Source organism: Bradyrhizobium sp. SZCCHNS1022 (genome assembly GCF_032484835.1).
Classification (GTDB): Bacteria; Pseudomonadota; Alphaproteobacteria; order Rhizobiales; family Xanthobacteraceae; genus Bradyrhizobium.
Map to the genome: position 1 here is coordinate 2,191,987 of NZ_JAUETT010000001.1, position 22,757 is coordinate 2,214,743.

At 65.9% G+C, this 22,757-nt stretch carries 18 protein-coding genes and 1 pseudogene; 11 read left to right on the plus strand and 8 right to left on the minus strand.

The annotated features are described in order from the left end of the window. Positions 1–2: 2 nt before the first annotated feature. The 3 genes and pseudogenes from asd to QX071_RS09965 all read left to right on the plus strand — a co-directional run. Positions 3–869, plus strand: a complete 867-nt coding sequence (gene asd / locus QX071_RS09955) for an archaetidylserine decarboxylase (protein ID WP_315700992.1) — start codon at positions 3–5, stop codon at positions 867–869. A 136-nt stretch (positions 870–1,005) separates the two neighbouring features. Next, a complete protein-coding gene (locus QX071_RS09960) occupies positions 1,006–2,004 on the plus strand; it encodes an NUDIX hydrolase (RefSeq protein ID WP_315700991.1) in 999 nt (332 codons plus the stop codon). A gap of 210 nt (positions 2,005–2,214) precedes the next feature. Continuing rightward, a pseudogene (locus tag QX071_RS09965) lies at positions 2,215–2,732 on the plus strand (molybdopterin cofactor-binding domain-containing protein); the annotation flags it as partial. 25 nt (positions 2,733–2,757) lie between these two features. Here QX071_RS09965 and QX071_RS09970 read toward each other — a convergent pair. Further along, complete coding sequence (locus tag QX071_RS09970) at positions 2,758–4,167, minus strand: type II and III secretion system protein family protein (protein WP_409977796.1); 1,410 nt, start codon at positions 4,165–4,167, stop codon at positions 2,758–2,760. Positions 4,168–4,616: 449 nt separating this feature from the next. Between QX071_RS09970 and QX071_RS09975 the strand changes: the two genes are divergently transcribed. The 4 genes from QX071_RS09975 to QX071_RS09990 all read left to right on the plus strand — a co-directional run bounded on the left by QX071_RS09975 (position 4,617) and on the right by QX071_RS09990 (position 8,100). Next, the gene (locus QX071_RS09975) at positions 4,617–5,543 is read left to right on the plus strand and encodes a DUF3313 domain-containing protein (protein ID WP_315700989.1); all 927 of its coding nucleotides are present in this window, start codon (positions 4,617–4,619) and stop codon (positions 5,541–5,543) included. Between the two features lie 68 nt (positions 5,544–5,611). Beyond that, on the plus strand, positions 5,612–6,496 hold the full coding sequence (locus QX071_RS09980) for a DMT family transporter (protein WP_315700988.1): 885 nt from the start codon (positions 5,612–5,614) through the stop codon (positions 6,494–6,496). Positions 6,497–6,591: 95 nt separating this feature from the next. Then, positions 6,592–6,978, plus strand: a complete 387-nt coding sequence (locus QX071_RS09985; protein WP_315700987.1) for an ester cyclase — start codon at positions 6,592–6,594, stop codon at positions 6,976–6,978. A gap of 201 nt (positions 6,979–7,179) precedes the next feature. Then, positions 7,180–8,100 (plus strand): DUF3313 domain-containing protein, encoded by a 921-nt coding sequence (locus tag QX071_RS09990; protein ID WP_315700986.1) that lies wholly within the window; start codon positions 7,180–7,182, stop codon positions 8,098–8,100. 19 nt (positions 8,101–8,119) lie between these two features. Here QX071_RS09990 and QX071_RS09995 read toward each other — a convergent pair whose 3' ends face one another. Genes QX071_RS09995 through QX071_RS10005 form a run of 3 tightly spaced genes read right to left on the minus strand, consistent with a single transcriptional unit; the run spans position 8,120 to position 12,910 of the window. After that, entirely contained in the window at positions 8,120–10,102 is a 1,983-nt protein-coding gene (locus QX071_RS09995) for a MacB family efflux pump subunit (protein WP_315700985.1), read from the minus strand. A 2-nt stretch (positions 10,103–10,104) separates the two neighbouring features. Then, positions 10,105–11,418: an efflux RND transporter periplasmic adaptor subunit gene (locus tag QX071_RS10000; RefSeq protein WP_315700984.1), complete on the minus strand. Its 1,314-nt coding sequence runs from the start codon at positions 11,416–11,418 to the stop codon at positions 10,105–10,107. A 25-nt stretch (positions 11,419–11,443) separates the two neighbouring features. Further along, positions 11,444–12,910 carry an efflux transporter outer membrane subunit gene (locus QX071_RS10005; RefSeq protein ID WP_315700983.1) on the minus strand — a complete coding sequence of 489 codons (1,467 nt, stop codon included), beginning with the start codon at positions 12,908–12,910 and terminating at the stop codon, positions 11,444–11,446. 230 nt (positions 12,911–13,140) lie between these two features. Here QX071_RS10005 and QX071_RS10010 point away from each other — a divergent pair, with 230 nt between their 5' ends. Further along, the gene (locus QX071_RS10010; protein WP_315700982.1) at positions 13,141–13,917 is read left to right on the plus strand and encodes a response regulator transcription factor; all 777 of its coding nucleotides are present in this window, start codon (positions 13,141–13,143) and stop codon (positions 13,915–13,917) included. Further along, positions 13,904–15,286: an ATP-binding protein gene (locus QX071_RS10015; RefSeq protein WP_315700981.1), complete on the plus strand. Its 1,383-nt coding sequence runs from the start codon at positions 13,904–13,906 to the stop codon at positions 15,284–15,286. The genes QX071_RS10010 and QX071_RS10015 overlap by 14 nt, the downstream gene beginning before the upstream one ends. Positions 15,287–15,338: 52 nt before the next feature. Here the strand turns inward: QX071_RS10015 and QX071_RS10020 are convergent, their stop codons facing one another. Beyond that, entirely contained in the window at positions 15,339–16,649 is a 1,311-nt protein-coding gene (locus QX071_RS10020) for a FecR domain-containing protein (protein ID WP_409977738.1), read from the minus strand. Between the two features lie 121 nt (positions 16,650–16,770). Beyond that, positions 16,771–17,508: a DUF2147 domain-containing protein gene (locus QX071_RS10025; protein WP_315700980.1), complete on the minus strand. Its 738-nt coding sequence runs from the start codon at positions 17,506–17,508 to the stop codon at positions 16,771–16,773. A 360-nt stretch (positions 17,509–17,868) separates the two neighbouring features. Between QX071_RS10025 and QX071_RS10030 the strand changes: the two genes are divergently transcribed. Further along, positions 17,869–19,122 (plus strand): extensin family protein, encoded by a 1,254-nt coding sequence (locus QX071_RS10030; protein ID WP_315700979.1) that lies wholly within the window; start codon positions 17,869–17,871, stop codon positions 19,120–19,122. A gap of 200 nt (positions 19,123–19,322) precedes the next feature. Beyond that, positions 19,323–19,565 (plus strand): hypothetical protein, encoded by a 243-nt coding sequence (locus QX071_RS10035; RefSeq protein WP_315700978.1) that lies wholly within the window; start codon positions 19,323–19,325, stop codon positions 19,563–19,565. A gap of 24 nt (positions 19,566–19,589) precedes the next feature. On the opposite strand, the gene QX071_RS10040 is transcribed toward QX071_RS10035, so the two are convergent. Both QX071_RS10040 and QX071_RS10045 read right to left on the minus strand, forming a co-directional pair. Next, positions 19,590–20,204 (minus strand): class I SAM-dependent methyltransferase, encoded by a 615-nt coding sequence (locus QX071_RS10040; RefSeq protein ID WP_315700977.1) that lies wholly within the window; start codon positions 20,202–20,204, stop codon positions 19,590–19,592. A 42-nt stretch (positions 20,205–20,246) separates the two neighbouring features. Further along, positions 20,247–22,592, minus strand: coding sequence for a TonB-dependent receptor (locus QX071_RS10045; protein ID WP_315700976.1), 2,346 nt, complete (start codon positions 22,590–22,592; stop codon positions 20,247–20,249). Positions 22,593–22,757 lie beyond the last annotated feature (165 nt).

Below are 22,757 nucleotides of genomic sequence, written 5' to 3' on the forward strand. Positions count from 1 at the left end.
TCATGACAGTCAAGAGCCTGATCTCCACCTTCACCCAGCAGGAAGACCTCAACTTCCTGCTGACCAATCGCGTCCCGCGGGCGGCGCTGACCCGCTTCATGGGCTGGTTCAGCAAGATCGAGAACCCGCTGGTTGCGGATGCCTCGATCGCCCTGTGGAAGCTGTTCTCCGATCTCGACCTCTCGGAGGCCAGGCAGACGCAGTTCAAGAGCCTGCACGACTGTTTCACCCGGGAGTTGAAGCCTGGTCTGCGGCCGTTCGATCCGGATCCCGCCATCGTGACGAGCCCGTCCGACGGCATCATCGGCGCTCATGGCACGATCGAGGACGGGCAACTGTATCAGATCAAGGGCGCGCCGTATTCGCTGGCCGAGCTGGTCGCCGATCCCGCGGTGGTTGAAACCCACCGCAACGGCCGCTTCGTGACCCTGCGGCTGACCTCGAGCATGTATCACCGCTTTCATGCGCCCTACGACATGACGCTCGAGCACGTCGGCCTGATCCACGGCGACACCTGGAATGTCAATCCGATCGCCTTGAAGCGGGTCGAGCGGCTGTTCTGCAAGAACGAGCGCGCCGTCATCCGCACCCATCTCGCCACCGGCGAGCCGTTCACCATCGTGCCCGTCGCGGCGATCCTGGTTGCGAGCATCCGCCTGCATGCGCTGGGACGCGTCCTGAATGCCCAGACCGAACGTCCGCTGACATATTCCTGCGCCACGTCCGTGCGTAAAGGCGACGAACTCGGCTGGTTCGAGCACGGCTCGACCATCATCCTGCTCGCGCCGCAGGATTTCGAATTCTGCGGCGAGGTGCAGGAAGGGGCGCGGATCAAGGCCGGCGAGAAGCTGTGGCGCCGGCGCGCCTGAGAGCGGCGAATGCAAACGGTGCGGCGGCAAAACCTCGATTTCGCCGTTCACCGTCGCTATATCGTTTGCCTTAATCGACGAATCGCAGCGGGCGTTCCAAACCTGCGGATGCGAAACTGAAGATCTGGGAGACGCGATGGCGAGAGCGCCGGTCATGGCGGCGGGCGGCATTGTGCTGCGGCGGGAGCAACCGCCGCGGATCGCGGTCGTACGCCTGCGCAAGCGCGACGAATGGGTTTTGCCGAAGGGCAAGCTCGATGAGGGCGAGACTCCGCGCGAGGCTGCCAAGCGCGAGGTGCTGGAAGAAACCGGCCACAATGTCACGGTGCACGAGTTCCTCGGCACCTTGGTTTACGACACCGGCGCGCGCGCCAAGATCGTGCATTACTGGCGCATGGAAGCGAGCGGCGCACCGGCCCGCGCGTTGATGGACGATGTCCGCGCGGTCGATTGGCTGCCGCTCGACGCCGCGGTGGAGCGGCTGTCGCGTGACCATGAGAAGACGTTTCTGGAGAATGTCGGTCCGTATGCGCTGGCAGGGCTGATCCGCAAGACCAAGGACAAGGTCGCCGCCACGAGCAAGCCTGCGGCGGCCGTGGCCAAGCCGGCCGCGAAGGCTGCGCCGGCGAGCAAGCCCGTTGCAACACGCAAGCGCCGCGGCCGGGTCGCTGAGGAGCCGGCACAGCCGCTGCCGGAAGTTGCGGCTGCCCCTGCGGAGCCACCGAGTTTGCTGGCCGCAGATGCGGCCTTCGCGCAGATCGCCGCTGACATCATCGAAGCCGGGCGCTCGGCGGTCGCGGAGGAGGCTCCGATGGCGAGCGCCGAAGCAACACCGGCTGCGACGGCAGATGCAGGAGCCGAGCCGCCAGAAACCGCGACGTCCATGCTGGACGATGTCGATCGGGTCGAGGCCGTGGCTGCCGAGATCAAGTCGATGATCCCCGACGTAAGGCCGTCATCAAGGCCGTCGAACGATGCCATCGATCCAGGATTCCCGGAGCAGGATAGGGGGTCTGCCGGCGGCCAATCCGATGATGGTGCGGGTGATGACTCCGACGATCCGCGCGATCCCGACGATCCGCCACGCCCGACCTTGGCGCAGAAGATGCGTGCCTGGCTCGGACGCGCGGCCTGAGACGAGGCCGCTCGTTTTTTCCAAAGTGCGCTGCATTCTTCCAAATGGCACGCCTGCGCCAGGCTGTTGCCAGTTGGCGAAGAACTTCCTCTCTCTCATCCCGGGTTAAGGTGAGCTGTTTTGCGGCGGTCGAGACATGCCCGGAGAGGCACCGGTCTGCCGCCGCCACTCCGGAGAGATGTGGATGAGCTCGCCTCCGCCGCCCCATGCGGCGCCATCGTTGCGATCGCGGATCGCAACCGCAGCTTGGCCATGGCGGACGTGATGCGGCACGGCGGGCTGGAGCGCATCGAGAAGGAGCGCGGCTCGGATTTCGAACGGGTCCATAAGCACGCCCACAACGCCCACTCGGCGGTATTCGCGGAAGTGAAGGTCGCCGAGGAGCTCGGCGTCATCAGGGTGACGCGGGTGGTGAGCGCGGTCGCGGCCGGATGCATCATCAACACCAAGAGCGCGGCGAGCCAGATCAGGGGCGGCGTAGTTTGGGGCATCGGCATGGCCCTGCACGAAGAGGCGTCGATCGACCACCGCTTCGGCCGCGTCATGAATGCCACATCAAGGTGATCTTCGTCGACGAGCCCGATAGCGCCATCAACCGGATGGGCATCAAGGGCGTCGGCGAGATCGGCATCGTCGGCGTGGCAGCGGCGATCGCGAACGCGGTCTACCACGCGACGGGAAAGCGCGTGCGCGACCTGCCGATCACGCTGGATAAGCTCGCGGGCTGATCGTGCGCGGATTCCGGCACGCGGATCAGTCGATGATGAAACCGATGGCGCTGCCGCGGGATTCGCTTGGAGGCGGGCTGCCCTTGGTGCCGTAAATGCGGTTAATGGCGCCAATGAGATTGGCGTTTGAATCGCGTTCCGTAACGAAGCCGTCGTCGGGCCGCGAGAGGTCTCGCGGGGCCACCGCGCGGACGATATAGGGGGTCACAAGAACCATCAGCTCGGTTTCGTTGTTGACGAAGTCTTGGCTTCGAAACAGCGCGCCGAGAACTGGCACCTGCGCCAGTCCAGGCAGGCCGTTGACGGCTCGCTTGGTCTGATTTTGTATCAGTCCGGCGATGGCCATCGCGCCGCCGGAAGGAATCTCGAGTGTGCTTTCGGCCCGGCGCGTCTTGATGGACGGGACAGTCAGCGAGTTGGTCGTCGTCGAGCTTACCGCTTGGGAGAGCGTTATCGCGTTGTCATTCGAGGTCTCTGAGACCTCGGTCATGAGATGCATGCTGATGCGTCCTCCTGACAGGACCACCGGCGTGAAATTCAGCGAGATCCCAAACTTCTTGTAGCTGATCTGGGTCGTGCAGACATGCGTGGTCGGGTCGCATGAATAGCCGGCCGGAACCGGGAACTCGCCGCCGGAAGTGAAGGTCGCCGACTCTCCCGATATCGCCGTGAGCGTCGGCTCTGCCAGGGTGCGCACGACTCCGGTGCTTTCCATCGCCCTCAAGGTCGCGGTCGTTCCTCCCGCGGAAAGCGTCACGTTGTTGCCCGACACCAGGTTTTGTCCGTATGCGGTGAACGGATTCGAGTTGGTGAGGCTCACGGCGGTCGTGCCTGAACTCAGGCTCGAGCTGAGATCGATTCCAAGCTGTTTGACGATCGACCGCGAGACCTCCGCGACCGTGACCTTCAAGGTGACCTGGTCACGGCCTTGGACGGCGATGGAATTCATGACTTTGTCCGACGAGCCCACCAGGCGAGCGGCAATGTCGTTTGCTTGTTGCGCTTCGATCGGGCTCGCAACCACGCCGGTCAGGACGACGCCGTCGCCGAGACCGTCGATTTGGATATTGGAATGGGGCAAGAGCTGTCTCAGGGCCGCACGAGCACCGTTCAGGTCACGCTTCACGGCGATGTCGTAGGCGACCATCTGGTCGCCGCTCGCGTCGAAAAACACCACGCTGGTTTGGCCGATCGTCGCGCCGATGATGTAGGCGCGCCTTGCCGAGCGCACCACCGCATTCGCGATCTTGGGATCGGCGACCAGGACATCCTTGGCGTCGCGCGGCAGATCCACCACGATCGATTGACCGACGCCGAGTGATAGGAAACGCGGGTTGGATTGATGCGCCGCCGGCCCAGCCTGCGCGGGGGGCGAATGATCGGCTCCTGCCATGGCCTCTCCAAGGCGCGAGAGGACGACCGAGACAAGGAGGATTGAGAGCCATCGACGCAATGGTCGTGGCGAGAACCGTCCGACGCTGTTCACCGGGTATCCTTTCGACGCCATTCCGAAAACTCAACGGATCAACGCAGGCATTGCGCGACGCGTGCTTGAACGGGAGAGCGCATCGGGTCTGGCGCGGGAAAAAGGAAACGAAACAAATCTGGCACTCACGGGAGGGTCCGGAAACGGAAATCCGCCTCCCGTTACTTGCCGATGCTCCAACGAACTAAGTGAAAAGAATGGGAATAATAGGCGCCTGTCGTTATGGCTGCGCCTGCAAGCTGCGATGGCGCCGCATCGGTGGCGGCGAGCTGGCTGCAATAATTCATTACGCTTCGTAATATTTCTTAATCTCGTCGCTCCCATGTATTCACTATTGCTCACATAGATGTCGTGCGTCCGCGTGTCACGCGCGCAACGATGAGAGTGGGGGTAGCCGGATGCGTGGGGAAGACGTCGTGTCGCAGCCGGCGGCCGCGGTCGGCATTTGCGTGGCTGCCCGTCTGGCGCGCATTGCGACGCATGGCGCGGGCTTCATCGGCCTCGGCCTTGCGATCACGTTGTGCGGCTGCGCAACAGCGCCGATCACCCAGAGCGGCGCGCTTGCCTCCTATCAGGATCTCGCGCCGTCGAACGGCGTGCTGGCGAAGTCGTTGCTCCGCATTGACAAGGACGCCGTGCTGGCCGCGAAGACGGTCCGCATCTCGCCTGCCGCATTCTCGCCGACTGCCGCACCTGCGTTGTCGGACGAGCAGCGCAAGCTGGTCGCCAACGCGGTGAACCGGGCGCTTTGCATGGACTTGAGCGAGCGTTTCAAGATCGTGGGGCCGGGTGAGCCGGCCGATCTGACGACGCGTGCCGTTGTCACGCAGGCATCGCCGACCGACAAGGTGGCTGCCGGCGCCTCGAAGGTGGTTTCGGTGGTCCCGAGTGTGCTCGGTGTGCCGGCGCCGGTGCCGAGGCTGCCGATCGGGCTCGGCAGCCTCACGATCGAGGCCGAGGCGCTGGACCAGACCGGCCGGCAGCAGGCCGCGATGGTCTGGGCGCGCGGCGCCGATTCCTTCACCAACTCGCCGACCGTATCGAGTGCCGGCGACGCTTATGAGCTCGCGGTCGCGTTCGGCGGCGACTTCGGTCAGCTGCTGGTGACGGGCGAGACGCCGTTCGGCAAGCCGCCGAAATTGCCGTCGTTCGATAAGATGGGCTCCTCGCTCGGCGGCAAGCCGAAATATGCCGCCTGTGAGATGTTCGGTCGTGATCCCGGCCTCGTCGGCATGGTGGCCAACCGGCTTGGCGCGCCGCCGGAGTGGTCCGACAAGGGCGCGCCTCCCGAGCAGCAAGCAACCGAGACCGCATCACGACAATAGAGCAGTTTAATCGTAAGCTCGGCTCATTGGACGCGTAACATCGTCCGGTCGGGAATGGGCTTTCATTCGTGCTGTACGATCTGGCGGCGCTCGCAGCTGCGTTCAGTATTGCGCTGAGCAATTTGATTGCTCCCAGCGCCGTACGTCATCTCGGTCCCGTCGTCTTCAACGGCTGTCGGCTTGCGGCGGCGCTGGCCGTCGTAATCGGCCTCGTTGCGATCCGTGGCCGCTGGGTCTGGCCGCCGGCGGACCAGATCGTGCTGCTCGCCGCCTCCGGCGCGCTCGGCATCGTGATCGCGGATTCCTGCTTTTATGCCGCGCTGGCGCGGCTTGGCCCGCGACGGAGCGCGGTGGTCTACACCAGCTGGGCGGCCTTTGCGACGATTCTGGGTTACCTCGTGCTCGGCGAGAGAGTGTCGCTCATCAAGGCCGTCGGCATGGGCTTTGTCGTGGGCGGGATCGTGCTGGCCGTCATGTATCGACCGTCTGCCGCAGCGGATGCGGCTGACGGCAGCAAGGGAATCTCAATCTCAGGCGTGTTGTTCGGGCTGGCCGCAGCGCTGTGCGCGGCCGGCGCGGTCCTGATCGCGCGGCCGGTCATGGCCGCCGGCGTCGATCCGCCAACCGCCACCGCGATCCGGGCCGCGGTCGGCCTGCTCGGCCTTGTCGCAATGTCTCGCCTGCCGGGTTTTCGTGTGTCTGCGCCATGGACCGCCGCGATCGCGTTCCGATCAGCCGCGAGCGGTGTGTTGGGGATGGGCGTCGGCATGACATTGGTGCTGTTCGCGCTCGCCGGCCAACCGGTCGGCATCGTCTCGACGCTGTCCTCGACCACGCCGATTGCGATCCTGCCGCTGCTCTGGATGACGAGCGGAGTTCGGCCGCCGGCCGTGGCCTGGCTCGGTGCCGCGTTCGCTGTCGCTGGCGTTGCCGTGATCGCGGGCGGATACTGACCGGGAGGCACTACTCCCCGCGCCAGCGCGGTGGCTCGATGAAGCCGCGAGGCGCTGCGGCATGCAACCGAAGAACGGGAGCACGGAGGACTGCCATGACCAGGAACGAACTCTCTGACGTCTACCGTGACTACATCGCCTATCTCAACCGGCAGGACTGGCCGCAGCTCGGGCAGTTCGTCGCGGACGACGTGCACCACAATGGCCGGCTGATCGGGCTGTCAGGCTATCGCGCGATGCTGGAGCAGGATTTTCGCGAGATACCCGACCTTCATTTCAACATCGATCTGTTGATCTCGGATCCGCCCCATATCGCGAGCCGGCTGCGGTTCGAATGCACGCCGAAAGGAGAATTCTTAGGCCTTCCGGTCGACGAAAAGAAAGTCTCGTTCGGCGAAAATGTATTCTATCTGTTTCGTGAGGCCAGGATCTGGCGGGTCTGGTCGGTCGTCGATAAGGCAGCAATCGAGGCTCAGTTGTAGCGAAAGCGTGTCCAAAGCGGAAAAAGCGCGCAGCGCGCCGGCAGAGTGACGGCGACGGCGCGGCAGCAAGAGAAGCGAACTAAGCGCCTCAACACTTCGTTAGGCCGCGCAATATTCTTAATCACGCCACTCCCATGCACTCACTATTTTTCACACAGAGATCGCGCGCTTGCGTGTGGGATGTGATGTTGGGGCAGCCGGATGCGTGATGAAGACGTCGAGCGGCAGTCCGCCACCGCAGTCGGTATTGGCAAGGCCTGCGCTTCGGTATGCAACAGGGCGCGTCTCGTCAGTTTCGCGCTCGCCCTCATATTATGCGGCTGCGCAACTGCTCCGATGACGCAGAGCGGCACGCTCGCCTCCTATCAGGAGCTGGCGCCGTCGAACGGCGTGCTCGCGAAGTCGCTGCTCCATGTCAACAAGGATAGCGTGCTCGCCGCGAAAACCATCCGCGTGTCGCCGGCGGTCTTTCCGCAAAACGCGGCGCCCGCATTGTCGGACGAGCAGCGCAGGCTCGTTGCCAATGCCGTCGACCGCGCGCTGTGCGTTGATTTGAGCGAACGTTTCGTCGTGGTGGGGCGCGGCGAGCCTGCCGATCTGACCACCCACGCCGTGATCACGCAGGCGACCCCGACGGACAGGATAGCGGCGGGAGCATCGAAAGTGGTCTCGGTGGTGCCCGCGGCGCTCGGTGTCGCGGCGCCCGTCCCGGTGCCGCGGTTGCCGATCGGGCTCGGCAGCCTGACCATCGAGGCCGAAGCGCTCGATCATGCCGGCAAGCAGCAGGCCGCGATGGTCTGGGGGCGCGGCGCCAACTCCTTCACCAACTCCCCGACGCTGTCGATCGCCGGCGATGCCTACGAGCTCGCCGTCGCCTTTGGCGACGATTTCGGCCAGATGCTGGTCACGGGCACGACGCCGTTCGGCAAGCTGCCGCAGCTGCCGTCGCTGGACAAGATCGGATCGTCGCTCGGCGGCAAGCCGAAATACGCAGCCTGCGACGCATTCGGTCGCGATCCCGGCGTCATCGGACTGGTGGCCAACCGGCTGGGCGCACCGCCGGAATGGGCCGACAAGGGCGCGCCGGCTGACCAACAGGTGACCGAGACGGCGTCGCGATAATAGTGCCGCCAGCCAGCATCTACTCTCTTGCCAATGCGGTCGCCGGATCGAGCTGCGAGGCGCTGCGGGCCGGCATGTAGCCGAAGCCGATCCCGATCGCCATCGAGCTCGCGGCTGCGCCGACCATGGCGAGTGGCGAATAGATCAGGCGGAAGCCGACATCGAAGGCGTTGAAGACCGTGCCGAAGAGCAGCGCGGCGGCGATGCCGAGCGAGCCGCCGAGCAGGCAGATCAACACCGCCTCGATCAGGAACTGCATCAGGATGTCGCTGCGGCGGGCGCCGACCGCCATGCGCACGCCGATCTCGCCGACGCGCTCGGAGACCGAAACCAGCATGATGTTCATCACGCCGATGCCGCCGACCAGAAGCGAGATCACGGCGATGGCGGCGACCAGGAGCGTCAGCACCTGCGCGGTGCTCTGAATGGTCTGGCGGATGTCGTCGGTGTTGAGGATGAAGAAGTCCTTGGTGTTGTGGCGCGCCGTCAGCAGCGAGGTGACGGCGCGCTCGGCAGCGTCCATCGGCGTGGTTTCGGCGACGCGAATGCTGATCGAGCGCAAGATCTGATTGCCGAGGAAGCGCGCCTCCACCGTGGTATAGGGCAGGTAGACGGTCGGGTTGGCGCTGGAGCCGAAGCCACCCTGCTGCTGCTTGGTGACGCCGACCACCCGGCAGGGCACCTTGCCGATCAGGATCACGCTGCCGAGCGGACTGACGTCGGGATCAGGAAACAGCGCCTTGCGTGCATTGTCGTCGATGACGGCATCCTGGGCGTAGGAGCGCACGGTATCATGATCGAAGAAGCTGCCGTCAGCGAGCTTGGTGCCCTTGACTTGAAAATAATCTTCGCTGACGCCGCTGACCTGCGCGCTGACCTCAATCGCGCCGAAGCGCAGCGTGCTGGTGGTCGAGACCGTCGGCGAGATCGCGTCGACATAGGTCTCTTGCGCGAGCACACGCGCATCCGCCAGCACCAAGGTCCTGATCTTGCCGGAGCGGGTGTCGCCGAAATCCTTGCCCGGAAACACCTCGAGCGTGTTGGTGCCGAGGCTGTTGATGTTTTCCAGCACGCGTTCCTGCGAGCCGAGCCCGAGCGCCAGCACGCAGACCACCGAGGCGACACCGATGATGATGCCGAGCATGGTCAGGAAGGCGCGCAGCCGGTGCGCGTTCATCGCCAGCAGCGCCATTCGCGCGGCTTCGCGGAAGCGGTCGAGCCGGGCGTGCCAGGAACCTGACGTCGCATCGCCTGATGCGGCGGTCTCCTGCGCGGCTATGTCGGACGCGCGCGAGACAGCCATCCCTGTGCGTTCCGTATTGGCGCGATCGGACAGGATGCGGCCGTCCTGAAGCTCGATGATGCGGCGGGCGCGACGGGCGACGCCCGGATCATGCGTCACGATGATCACGGTGCGGCCGGTGGCGCTGATCTCGTCGAGGATCCGCAGGACCTCCTCGCCGCTGCTGCTGTCGAGCGCGCCGGTCGGCTCATCCGCCAGGATGACGTCGGGGTCGTTGACCAGCGCGCGCGCGATCGAGACGCGCTGCTGCTGGCCGCCGGAGAGCTGGCCCGGCCGGTGTTCGACCCGGCCGCCCATGCCGAGCCGCTCGAGCAGCCCCACCGCCTTGCGGCGACGGGCGCTCGGCGACAGTCCGGCATAGACCGCAGGCACCTCGGCATTGTCGGCGGCCGTGAGCTCGCCGAGCAGATGGTAGCGCTGGAAAATGAAGCCGAAATGCTCGCGGCGCAGCTCCGCCAGTTCGTCCGGATCGAGCGAGTTCATCTCGCGTCCTGCGATCCGGTAGCTGCCCGAACTCGGCCGGTCGAGACAGCCGAGGATGTTCATCAAGGTCGATTTGCCGGAGCCGGAAGCGCCGATGATCGCCACCATCTCGCCGCGCGAGATGGTGATGTCGAGCTCGCGCAGGGCATAGACCGTGTTCTCGCCGGAGGCATAGACACGGCTGACCTTCTCGATCGCGATGAGAGGCTCGGCCATGCCTATGGCCCTCCCGGCGGGGGCATGGTCGTCTTCTTCGGCGTCGTGTCCTCGACCGCGCTGGTCACGACGCGCTCGCCCTCACGCAGGCCCGACTGCACCTCGGCCGTGATCTTGTTGTTGAGGCCGATTCTGACCGCGCGCTTCTCGACATTGCCGTTGTTGCCGACGACGCGGACGGAATAGCTGCCGTCCGGACCGGCACGGCCGAGCGCGGATGCGGGCATAGTCAGTACGCGATGCGCTTCGCCGAGCAGGATGTGCACCTCGGCCGTCATGTAGGTCATCAGCTTGCCGTCGGCATTTCCGATGTCGAAGACGCCGATGTAGTAGATCGCCGACGAGCTGGTTGACGATGAGGAGGAGGACGAGGAGCTGCTGCTCGAGGATGTCGTGGTGCTCGACGACGAGAAGCTCGAGTCGCTCTTGATCGATTCCGGGGCCGGCTCGATATGGTGGAGTGTTGCCTCGAAGCGGTGATCGGGATCGCCGAGGATGGTGAAGTAGACCTTCTGTCCCGGCTTCACCTTGACGACGTCGGCTTCGGAAATCTCGGTCCGTACGGTCATGGTGTCGACCTGGCCGAGGACCACGATGGTCGGCGCCGACTGCACCGCGTTGACGGTCTGTCCCTCCTGGGTCACGATCGCCAGCACGGTGCCGTCGATCGGCGCGGTGATGCGGGTGTAGCCGAGATTGACCTTCGCCGTCTCGATCGCGACCTCGGCCTCGACGATCTGCGCATCGAGCTGCGCGATCTGGGCTTCGGTCTGCTTCTTGGTCGCCTCGGCGGAATCATAATCGGCGCGGGACGAAGCCTTCTGCGCCAGCGTGGTCTGCTGTCGCACCAGGTTGGCTTCGGCGAGCGCCAATGTCGCCACCTTCTCATCGCGCTGGGCGCGGACGTTGCGCAGGGCGGCCTCATTGGTGCGCAGCGTGTATTGCTGGGTCAGCGAGTCGATCTGGCCGATCAGGTCGCCGGCCTTGACGCTCTGGCCGAGCTGGACGTTCAGCTTCACCAGCCGGCCGGAGGCTTGGGCGCCGACGGCGACCAGCTTCACGGGCTTCAACGTGCCGGTCGCAAGCACCGTCTGCTCGACATTCCCGATCGTGACCGACGCGGTGGTAAGCTTGGAGGCGGTGTTGTCCGGCCATCTGGCGCGGGCAAACAGGCCGGCAGAGGCGACCGCGCCGGCAACGAGGACCCATAACAGCCAGCGGCGCGGCTGACGCGGCTTTGGCTGCGACGGCTTGCCGGGATCTTGCGGCTGCGCCGCCTCGATCGGACGCGGCGGATTGGCAAAGGGAGCGTTCATGCGGTCAGCCTCTCACAGCGGCTCATCAGCGGCTCTGACTCAGATGCGGGCCGGTGCCGACATCGACGACCTCCGGCTTGCGGACGTCGATCTCACCGTCCCAGCCGCCGCCAAGCGCCTTGGCGAGCGCGACATAATACTTCGCGACGTTGGCGCGGCTGGCGAGCAGGCTGTCTTCGGCGGAGAATTGCGAGCGCTCGGCATCGAGCACGTCGAGAAAGGTGTTCGATCCGGTCTCGTAGAGCGCGCGGGACAATCGCGCCGCCTCGCCATAGCGCTTGGCCGAATCGGCGAGGCTTACAATGCGCCGCCGTTCCTGGCTCAGATTCACGATCGCGTTCTCGACGTCTTCGAGGGCGCTCAACACCGCGCTGCGCCAGGCGACGTGATACTCATCGCGCTGGGCTTGCGCGATCTCGACCGCGGCCTGCAGCTTGCCGCCGTTGAAAATAGGAACGCTCACGCTCGGCCCGATCGACCAGCCGATGGTCGACGTCTTGCCGAGGTCGCCGAGCTTCAGCGCCGTGGTGGAGACCGAGCCGCTCAGGCTGACATCGGGATAGAGCGCGGCCTCGGCCTGGCCGATCTTGGCGGTGTATTGCGCGAGCTGGCGCTCGGCCTTGCGCACGTCGGGGCGCAGCGTCAGCACGTCGGCGGGGATGCCCTTCGGCAGCGGCAGGGTTGGCGCGGGGATCGGCGCGGTTTTGGCGAGCGACGCCGCGAGCGCGGTCGGGTCGCGCCCGAGCAGTACGCCGAGCCGATGCACCTGCTGCTGATAGGAGGCCTCATAGGTCGGGATCGTAGCTTCGGTGCTGGCGGCGAGCGCGTTGGCCTTCTCGCTGTCGACCGCGGAGGCCGAGCCGGCGGCGAGCTTGCGCTCGGTCAGCGCCGCGGTTTGCCGCTGCGAGGCGGCGGTCCGGCGCGCAAGCGCCGCGCGGGCCTGATAGCCGCGCGCGTCGATGTAATAGGACGCGACGTCGCCGACCAAGGTGAGCAGCGTCGCGCGCAGATCGTCGTCGGCGGCATCGACGCCGTACGTTGCCGCTTCGACGGCGCGACGGTTGGCGCCGAACAGATCGAGCTCCCAGCTCGCATCGAAGCCGGCCTGGTATTGGCCATAAGTCGCCGGACTGACGTCGAAGCCGCCGGTCGAACTCGCTGCCGTGCGGTTCTCGGTCGCAGAGCCGGAGCCCGTGATGGTCGGAAACAGCGCGCCCACGGCTTGCTGCCGCGTCGCGCGCGCCTCGCGGATGCGGGCCTTCGCCGCAGCGACATCGAGATTGCCGTTGACGGCTTCCGCGATCAGGTCGTCCAGCAACGGGTCCTTCAGATTGCGCCACCAACGCGCCAGCGCCGCCGGTTTCGGCCGCGTGTGGCGATCGCCGCTCCAGGCGGTCGGCAGCGTGAGCGCAGGCGTTACATAATCGGGACCAACGGCGCAGCCGGCGAGCGGCAGGGTGGCGAAACACAACAGGAGGAGAGGAGCCTTCACGTTCGACAATTTTGCTGCGCTTTTCGAAGATGGCCGCGCCGGCCAATCAGCCTTGCTGCGAAGACATCCCTGTGATCGGTTCGATGAGGCCGCACGATAGGCGCAGTGCCGATTGCGCTGGATTAAGAGGTGTCAAGAAATGTTTCCGCGTTAACAATTCAACTTGTTTTCGCCATGTTTGGCTGGGCTTCGCACTATTCTTTGCGACGGAAATCGACCATGTTACGCCCATGATGTCGTCACATAACGCGACCGCGGCTGCTGCGGATGTGGCCCTGCCGGGCAGTGCGCGCATCCTCTGCGTGGAGGACGATCGGGAGATCGCCAGCCTTCTGACCGAGGTGCTGCAGGATCACGGTTTCTCGCCACGCTTCGTCACTTCCGCCGCTGCGATGAGCGACGTCCTGCAGCGGGAGCCGGTCGATCTCATCATGCTCGACCTGATGCTGCCCGACGAGGACGGCATGAGCATTTGTCGGCGATTGCGCCAGACCTCGCGCGTTCCGATCATCATGGTCACCGCCAAGGGCGAGGACATCGACCGCATCCTCGGGCTCGAGCTCGGTGCCGACGACTATGTCGTCAAGCCATTCAATCCGCGTGAGCTGGTGGCGCGCATTCGCGCGCTGCTGCGCCGCGCCCAGGGCTATCCCGGCGCGGCAGGCGCACGCCGCTTGCCGCCGATGTCGTTCGACGGCTGGCGCATCGAGCCGGTGGCGCGCTCGCTGGTGGACCCCGACGGCGTCAAGATCACGCTGACCAGCGCGGAGTTCGACATCCTGCTCGCGTTTTGTCGCAATGCCGGGCGGGTGATGTCGCGCGAGCAGCTGATCGAGCTGGCGCATGGCGGCCAGGCCGGGCCGGTCGAGCGCAGCATCGACGTGCATATCAGCCGCATCCGGCAGAAGATGGAGCCGGGCGCGAAGAGCTGGACCATGATCAAGACCGTCCGACTGGGCGGTTATGTCTTCACGCCACGAGTCGAGACGATCGATGATGGAATTTAAACGGTTGCGATTGCCGTTCGGCATCACCACCCAGATCGTCGCGCTCGCCTCGCTGTCGGTGCTGCTCGGCGTGGCGCTGGTGATCGCGGCGGTGATGCTGATCTTCGATCCGCCGGACGAGCAGGAATCGCCGGCCTATGGCATCGTCCGCGTCGCCGACATTACCCATTTCATTCGGGCGGCGAAGGATGCGGGTGCCGTCGAGAGCGTGCTCTCGGGGGCGCGCGCCTCCGGGATCAACGTCTCGCTCGCGCCGTTGGCCGCGCTCACGCCGGTCGGGCGCGGCGATAAGCAAGGACCCTGGACCTCGCAGCTGGCGCGGCGCCAGCTTGCCGCGCAGCGTGACATCGGCGTCCTCAGCGGCGTGCGCTATGCCGACGGACCGCCGACGCAGGTCGTCGTCCAGGTCGACGCGGAGCGGGCGCTGGTGTTCGAGGACATTCCCCGCCCGCGCATCTGGCCGCTGCTCCTGAAGCCCACGGTGGGGGCTCTGATCATCACCGTGTTGATGGCGCTGTTGCTCTCGATCTATGTGGCGCGGGCGATCATCCAGCCGTTGTCGGCGGTGGCCGGCGCGGCCGCAGCCTTCGGCCGTTCGCCGGATGCGCATGTGCGCCTCACCGACCGCGGGCCGCGCGAGATCGTGCAGGTCAGCGAGGCCCTGAACGAGATGCGGGCGCGCATCCGCGCCCTGCTGGACGATCGGACGCGGATGCTGGCTGCGATCAGCCACGATCTGCGCACGCCGCTGACCCGGCTCCGGCTGCGCTCCGAACGCATCGCTCAGCTCGAGCTGCGCAACGCGATGTTACGCGACATCGATCAGGTCAGCCGCATGCTGGACGAGACGCTCGATTACCTGCGCGACGATTCCAAGGCCGAGCAGCTGTCGCGGATCGAGCTATCAAGCCTGCTCGAAACGATCTGCTGCGACTTCTCCGACGTCGGCCATGCCGTATCCTATGGCGGACCGGATCGGCTGGTCTGTGAATGCCGGCCGCGGGCGCTGGCGCGCGCGGTGACCAATGTGGTCGAGAACGCCGTGAAACACGGGACCGAAGTCGTCGTCAGTCTGGCCGCGTCGGCTGATGGCGTGATTGCGATCGAGGTCGCCGATGACGGCCCGGGCATTCCGCCGGCGTTGCAGGCGCGGGCGCTGGAGCCGTTCGTCAAGCTCGATCAGGCGCGCTCCGCCAGTGGCAGCGGCTTCGGCCTGGGCCTCTCGATCGCGCACGAGATCCTGAAGAAGCACGACGGCAGCATCGCGCTGATGCCGAACGAGCCGAGGGGATTGCGGGTCCGGCTGTCCCTGCCGTTGCGCGTGGCTGCACCCGTTGCGGCAGCCGACCGACCGGCAAAGGTCGCTTGATCCGAAAATTCGAACCGGCGCGGCCGAGATCGGATGCTCCGGTCCTGCAGTCTCATCGCGGCTCCAGCTGACGGCCGTCCTTCGGCGCCGGACGCCGGCGCTGTTGTGCCGGCCGCGGTGGCAAAGCCGGCCGCTGCAGCCGCGGTGCGAGCCGTTGCGCGGCCCCGGGCCGCACTTGCGCAGGAGGCGGAGGCAAGGTGGTCGCGGCCGGGCGTGCCACATCATTTGGATTTGGCTGCTGCGGCTGACGCTGGCCCTGCCGGCCCGGCAGCGTCGGCGGTTGCGGTTGAGCTGGCTGCTGATGCTGCCCGCCTTGTGGATGATCCAGCCGGCCGCCGCGGCGATCGGGCTGCGGCAGCTGCTTCTGCTGCGGCTGGCCCTGTCGGCTGTTCGGCGCGACGGGCGGCTGTCCACCCGGACGGTTGTTGTTCTGGCCGGGCGTTGGAGTCGGCCGCTGCGGTGCTTGCGGCGCGTTGCGGTTCGGCGCGAGGCCGGGATTGGCTCTGCGGAAGGCGCGCTGTTCGGTCACGATCTGGCGGCCGACGCTTTGCGTCGTATGCACCTGCCGTACGATGCCTTGGTCGCGCTGGATCTCGCGCGCGGCGATCACCATCGGCACAGCGGCAAAGCGCGCGCCGGCCGCGCCAGGCCGGATCGAGAAGCCGCTCGCCGCCGTCGTCAGCGCGCCCAGCCGTGCGCCGTTACGGTCGTTCACCTCGATGTGCCCGACGCGTCCATCCGCGTCCGGATAGAGCTTGATCGCGACGTTGTTAGCGGCCCCGCTTGCGGCCGAGATGGTTTTGGGCACGTCGACCACGCCGGTGGTGCCGCGAATGCCGAGCGTTGCGGTCGGTGTGTCGATCTTCATGTCGCCGGTCCTCGCCACCGCGGCGGCGACGAAGGCGACCGTGCCGCGGCCGATATTGAATACGGCGCTATTCTGCTTGCCGCCGTCCTTATAGACGTAGTTGTCGATCGCGATCTTGGCATTGGCCGACAGGTGAAACGTGGTGCCATCGTCGAAGGTGATGCCGAGCGAGGAGGAGGCCGAGGTCTGCACGACGTCGTTGAGGAAGATGTCGTCGCGCAGCTTGAGTGGCCGCGAATCCTTGTTGCGGATCACCGTGACGGTGCCGGTGAGCGCGGCGACATTGCCGATCGGCTCGGAGATGGCGGGCGCTGCCGCGCTATCAGCGGATGGCGGCGTCACCGGCTGTTGTGCCGGCTGCGCCTGTGCGATCTGCGTGCCGCCCGGTGCTGTCGCGCTTGCCGCCGGTGGCAGCGACGGGGCCGCACCAGCGGGGGCGCCGATCAGCACGGCGGCGACCAGCCAGGTTGCGAAGGCAAGCCGAAAAACGATCACGATCAAGTCCGCGGGAGGAGGTGAAGGGAGACTCGCGCGGATTTCAGCGGCACATGGCTGAATGCGTGATGAATGCGAAAGGCCCGGCAGTCCGGCGCCTTCTCCTAATGGCGAAGATCGCTTAGCTGATGCGCTTCCAGGTCTGGCCGCCGCAGAACAGGCCGCCGAACGCGCAGCCCTGGACCCTCAGCGTATTCGGCCCCTTCAGCGCGATGGTCGAGTCGTAATTGCCGCCGCCGTCGGGATCATGGATGCGGCCGACCCATTTGTTCTCCTTTGGCTTCATGTTGATGAGAACCTTCTCGCCGCTCTTCTCGGCGAAGCCGCAGAGATTGGCGCCGCAGGGCTCGATCCGCACATTGCCTTTGTTGTCCTCGGTCGCCCATAGGCCGGTCGGAGAGTTCTGCCCAGGCGAAAGCGCGGCGGCTGAAGCAGCCGGCGCGGTGACCGCGGGCGCGACAGGTGCCGCGGTGCTGGTTGCGACCGGGGCCGATGTCGAGGCGGCCGTCGCGGGCGTAACGGCCGGAGGGACCGCAGTCGCTGCGACCGGCGCGGGCGTCGCCGGAGCAGGGGCGGTGGCCGGTGGATTCATCGGAGCGGCCGGAGCGGTAAGCGTGGCCGCTGCGCTCGGTGCAGAGGCAGGAGTCGTGCGCGGCGCATCGTCGTCATCGGCGCTCCTGCCGCCGGATGTCAGGCCCTGCAGATCGATTCCGGAAATCTGCAGGCAGGACAGTGACTGACAGTTGCGCGGCGCGGTGACGCGGATCGTGTGGCCGTCAACATCGAAGGCGATCGAACTGCCGGCATGAGCGGCCTGGCTGGCCAGCACGAGCACAGCGGCAATACAGACGGATTTCATGGAGGGCTCCTCGGCGGCATCGACAAGCCGACCCTAGGCGCCCGCAGGAGCATGCTCTGTGACGGGCGTCACAGCAGCTCTGCGAAGCTGAAACAGATCAAGTTTTCTTGTTCAGAGCAGGCCGAGCACGATGGCGGCGACGAATGCAAACGCGAAATAGGCGGCGACCATGCTCAGCCGACCGGCTACGGTCATCGGAATGGCTCCGTTTTCGCGATCAACTCTGCGAGCACCGGATCATAGCGGATCAGAGGCGGCAAAAAGGACAGCCGCATTGCCACTTCCGTCGCTGTGCGGGGCACGCGGTATCAATGCACGGCATTGACAAGTCCTTAAGCAAATTGCCGCAAATCTCTGCGTATGACGCGCGGAGTTCGTTTGTATCTCGTCGGCTCCATCGTCCTTGTCACGCTTGCGGGTTGCGGCCGTGGATTTTTCCAGGAGCGCGAACCGTGGCGTGCCGAGGCCGAGATCGCCTGCCTGAAATCCGGTGCGGTGAAGGAAAGCGCCGAGATCGTGCGCATCGAGCCGATCTCCGGGCCCGGGATTTGTGGCGCGGACTATCCGCTGAAGGTGGCCGCGCTCGGCGACAGCGCGAGCTCATACGGCTTTGCCGACGAGGATTTGCGTCCGCCGGCTCCGATCGGCAATCAGCCGCGCTGGCCGATCAATCAGCAACAGAGCTCGCCGCCGCCGACCTATTCGCCGTCGTCCTATCCGGCGCCGCAGCCCTATCCCGCGCGGCCGCCTTATCCGCAGCAGTCGTCATATCCGCAGTCGTCCTATCAACCGCCGGCCGCCTATCCAGCCGACACAGTGCGGCAACCCTCTTACGCGGCGCCGAGCGGCCCGCTGTCGCTCAACCCGCCCGGCACGGCGCCCGGTGAGGACGACATCAATTTGCCGCCGGAAGGCACGCCGGGCGGATCCTATCCGCCGTCTGCGGCCGCGCCGCTGCGGCCCTATGGCCAGCAGTCCGATGCGCCGCCCCGGCTCGGGCCATCGCGCGGCGATCCTGTCGCGGCGGTCGGACCCGTCGCGGTGAAGCCGACCGCGACCTTGGCGTGCCCGATCGTCTCGGTGCTCGACCGCTGGATTGCCGAGACGGTGCAGCCGGCGGCGATGCGCTGGTTCGGCAATCGCGTCGTCGAGATCAAGCAGATCTCTGCCTATTCCTGCCGTGGCATGAACGGCAATTCGCACGCCCATATCTCCGAGCATGCCTTCGGCAATGCGCTCGACATCGCCGCGTTCACGCTCGCCGACGGCCGGCGGATCACGGTGAAGGACGGCTGGCATGGCTTGCCGGAGGAGCAGGGCTTTCTGCGCGATGTGCAGGGCGGCGCCTGCCGGGAATTCACCACCGTGCTCGCGCCGGGATCGAACGTCTATCATTACGATCACATCCATGTCGATCTGATGCGCCGTGCCAGCCGCCGTCTGATTTGCGAGCCTGCAGCGATCTCGGGCGAAGTGGTCGCCGCGCGCGCCCAGCAGCGCCGCTTTGGCTATGGGGTGCGCGATCCCGATCTCACGAGCTCCATCTCGAGCCGCAAGGAGGCGCGCTCGAAGCGGGAGAGGATCAACGAGGAAGACGAATTCCGGGACGAATGAGCCGCGAGGATTGAGCCGCTGTCGCACAGGCGCGATCCCACCCGCACGACGTCCTGGTTTGAGGCAGAGCGCTGCGGTTCGGCGAGCCTGCTAACCACTCGTTTACCAGATCAGAGGTCCGCCTTTGGCCGACACTAGACCTGCCACAGTCGCCAGGAACAAGGCGCGCGGGATCGTGTTGCCGGGGGTTGGAGGCGCATATGGCAGTGTATCGCATCGAGGCGCTGGGCTCGGGCTTCGCGGTCGGCAGCGAGGAGGGCGCCGTCTTGCTGTGCAGGACCATGAGGGCCGCGCGTCGGATCGTGGCCGACGCCGTGCGCCTGGAGCGAACACCGCGGCGTCCGATTCCTTCGCGCGCATCGCCCGCCTGCGACGAGGCTGGCGCCGAATTCGTCGACGTTGCCGAGCTGGATGATGCGGACCTGATGTGGCGTACCGCGTGAGGAACGGCGTCTTTTGCTGCGAGCTTACTTCAGCCGAAAGCGGCTGAACTGGAACTGCTGGACCGCGCCCCATGGCGTGTGATGTGCCTCGCTGCAGCTGTCGAGCAGCTCGAAAGCCGGCCCGAGCGTGCCGGCGAGACTGGCAGCGTCATAGCGCTGCACCGGAAGCCCGCTGCATTTCTCCGGACCATCAAGTGCAAAGGTGCCGATGACGATCTGTCCGCCAGGCATCACCGCTCGGCGCAGGTTCTCGATATAGGCGCGGCGATCGCGCTCCTCGGTGAGAAAATGAAACGCCGCGCGGTCGTGCCAGATGTCGTACTGCCGCTGCGGCGTCCATGTGGTGACGTCGGCCGCGATCCAGTCCACCTCCGCGGCGCGCTCGCCGATCCGCGCCCGCGCCACCTCGAGCGCCGCGGCGGAAATGTCGAGCACTGTCACTGCGCGGAACCCGGCGGCGAGCAGCGCGTCGACCAGCCGCGAAGCGCCACCCCCGATATCGATGATACGCGAAGCCGGCGTCGCGTTCGCATCGTGGATCAGGCGCAGCGATGTCGCAGGGTCATCCTGATACCAGCTGACGTCGGTCTCGGCCTTTGTGGTGTAGACGTTCTGCCAATGTGATGTGCGGTCGGACATGGGCTGCGTCAGGTTGAGGGGCGAGGTGCAGAGTAGCACGCTTCAAAACGTCCCCGCCACGGTCACCCGAAACGCCAGCGGCTCGACCGGATGCAGCACCCGGTCCATGACCCCGTTCTGGCACACCGCTGTGGGCACAGTGCTCGTCGGCGCCCCGTAGCAGGCCTTGTAGAGCTGGTCGGTCGGGAGCAGCGAGCCGTAACCGTAGGAGATCTGGTTGGCCTTGCTGTTCAACAGATTCAGCACGTCGAGCTGGATGCGCCAGCCATTGGCGTCGCGAAAGCCGATGCGGCCGTTGAAGATGCTGGTCGCGGTCGAGCGGAAGTAATTGTCCTCGGTCAGCGGCGTGGAGCCGAGATAGCGCCAGCGCAAGGTGCCGAACCAGCCGGTCTTCTCGCCGAGCGTGATGCCGGCGGAAGCCACCATCGCCGGCGCGTTCGGGATGTAGTTGCCGGGCGCGTTGCCGAGCTGGGCTTCCGGGTAACCGGCGAGCGAAGCATAGGTCGCAGCCTGCGCGCTGTCATAACCGACGAACCGGGCATGGGTCATGGCGAGATCGGCGTCGACATCGATCCAGGAGGCCGGGCGGTAATGGTTGGTGAGCTCGAAGCCATAGCGCCGGCTCGGCCGGCTGGCCTCGGTATCTCCGGCATCGCCCGAGAACAGGATCTCGGAATCCTGGTCGAGCATGAACAGGCTCAGCGACGAATCGAGCCCCGGGATGACCCGTGTGCGGACGCCGACCTCCGCGCCCTTGGTGCGGACCAGCAGCGGCGAGGAGGCGAGCTTGTTGGTCGGATCGGCCGGATCCTCGGTCGTGGTGGCGCCGCGCGCGTCGTTGCTATGCATGCCATAGCCTGCACCGACGAAGAACTCGGTCTTGTTGAAGGGTCCGATGGTCATGCGGAATTTCGGGCTGCCGATCCCGGCGCCGGCATTCCCGGTGTTGTTGCCGTTGAACAGCGAATAGACGTGTGCCTGGTAGGCGTCGCCGCGATAACCGACAGTGGTGCGCAGCCAATCGGTCCATTTGACCGTGTTCTCGACATAGATCCCGATCGAGCCTTCGCCGACCTTGTCGCTGCGGACGTTCGAGAGGAACGCGCGCTGGGCCGTGTAGCTGAGGGCGAGCGCGATATCGTCGTAACGCGTCTGTACGCCGAATGTGGTCTGCATCGGCAATCCATTGAGGCTGCCGTCGAGCGTGCGCGAGGCGTTGGCGCCGAGCATGAGCCGGTCGTCGTGCTGGTGGAACTGGTCGCCGGCCTGCTGATCGCGAAGATAGTAGGTGAAGTTGTTGTAGAGATCGAGCTGGCTCTTCACGGCGTAGGCGTTCGCCTTCCACGAGCCAGCATCGTCGGTCCCTGCCATGCGGGTCGACAGCGCGAAGCGGTTGGTCTTGCCGCCGTCGGTCGGGTCTCCCGAATCGTAGCGGCCGAGCAGGCCAGAGGTGATCGCACGTTCCGGCACCTGGTCGGTCGAGGTCCAGCGGTTGGCATAGGCCATGCCGGTGATCGAGAGGCCATCGGTCGCCGTGCCCTGGGTGTAGCGCACCAGGCTGTTGAGCTTCTGCATGTCGTCGGGCGTCGTCCACGGCCCGTCGTAATGCGCCGCTTCGCCCGCGATCAGAAGATTGCCGTTGCCGACCTTGGTCGAATCCATGCCGAAGAAGCGGCGATAGTCGAAGCTGCCGGCCGTGACCTGCGCGATCGCCTTCGGCACGCTGTCGATCAGGCCGATATGCACGCTGCCGGCGGACGCGAAATCGCCCTCGTCGGCGTAATAGGGGCCCTTGCGCACGTCGATCCGGCCGATCGTCTCCGGCATCAGCCAATTGAGGTCGGCATAGCCCTGGCCGTGCGCGTGGGTGCGCATGTTGACCGGCACGTCGTCGACATAGAGGGCGAGGTCGGTGCCATGGTCCAGATTATAGCCGCGCAAAAAATACTGATTGGCTTTGCCTTCGCCGGAATGCTGGGTCACGATCAGTCCGGGCACGGCTTCCAGCACTTCGCCCGGCCGCGACACAGGGCGCGCATTGATCTCCTCGCCTGAGATCACCACCTCGCTCGCCATGCTCTGCACAGGGGTAGGGCCTGAAGCGACGTTGGGCGCACCGGAGGGACCGCCGGCCGTCGGCTGCGGCGTGGGTGCCGTCGCCGCGGTGCTGCGGGTGCCGCTGGATTGCAGTCGCCGCGCCTCGCGCTTGATCTGGGGTTTCGGCCTGGCACTGTGCGCAGGCGCCTCGACATTCACCGCCGGCAGCGTGGCTGCAGCGGCTGACGGCTTGTCGGCCGTTGGCACCGTCGCCGTTTGTGCACATGCCACTCCGACCTGCTGGGCGATTGACAATGCCAGCAGACCGGCCCCCATCCCACGCAAACGCATTCCGTAACCGAGCCCCACCGTCCGATGCGGGCATGCATCGTCATTCGCCGCAGACGTTTGACTGGCCTGCGGCGAGGTCGCTTGGATCGCCCGCTTGTCGAATGTTAAACAACGCTAAGGTGACGCTGGTATGATGTCAACGTGGAAAGATCATACTCAGGCGGG

Coding starts and splice junctions, on each gene's coding strand:
- asd (WP_315700992.1), top strand. CDS start 3: ATGACAGTCAAGAGCCTGATCTCCACCTTCACCCAGCAGGAAGACCTC.
- QX071_RS09960 (WP_315700991.1), top strand. CDS start 1,006: ATGGCGAGAGCGCCGGTCATGGCGGCGGGCGGCATTGTGCTGCGGCGG.
- QX071_RS09975 (WP_315700989.1), top strand. CDS start 4,617: ATGCGTGGGGAAGACGTCGTGTCGCAGCCGGCGGCCGCGGTCGGCATT.
- QX071_RS09985 (WP_315700987.1), top strand. CDS start 6,592: ATGACCAGGAACGAACTCTCTGACGTCTACCGTGACTACATCGCCTAT.
- QX071_RS09990 (WP_315700986.1), top strand. CDS start 7,180: ATGCGTGATGAAGACGTCGAGCGGCAGTCCGCCACCGCAGTCGGTATT.
- QX071_RS09995 (WP_315700985.1), bottom strand. CDS start 10,102: ATGGCCGAGCCTCTCATCGCGATCGAGAAGGTCAGCCGTGTCTATGCC.
- QX071_RS10000 (WP_315700984.1), bottom strand. CDS start 11,418: ATGAACGCTCCCTTTGCCAATCCGCCGCGTCCGATCGAGGCGGCGCAG.
- QX071_RS10010 (WP_315700982.1), top strand. CDS start 13,141: ATGATGTCGTCACATAACGCGACCGCGGCTGCTGCGGATGTGGCCCTG.
- QX071_RS10015 (WP_315700981.1), top strand. CDS start 13,904: ATGATGGAATTTAAACGGTTGCGATTGCCGTTCGGCATCACCACCCAG.
- QX071_RS10025 (WP_315700980.1), bottom strand. CDS start 17,508: ATGAAATCCGTCTGTATTGCCGCTGTGCTCGTGCTGGCCAGCCAGGCC.
- QX071_RS10030 (WP_315700979.1), top strand. CDS start 17,869: ATGACGCGCGGAGTTCGTTTGTATCTCGTCGGCTCCATCGTCCTTGTC.
- QX071_RS10035 (WP_315700978.1), top strand. CDS start 19,323: ATGGCAGTGTATCGCATCGAGGCGCTGGGCTCGGGCTTCGCGGTCGGC.
- QX071_RS10040 (WP_315700977.1), bottom strand. CDS start 20,204: ATGTCCGACCGCACATCACATTGGCAGAACGTCTACACCACAAAGGCC.
- QX071_RS10045 (WP_315700976.1), bottom strand. CDS start 22,592: ATGCGTTTGCGTGGGATGGGGGCCGGTCTGCTGGCATTGTCAATCGCC.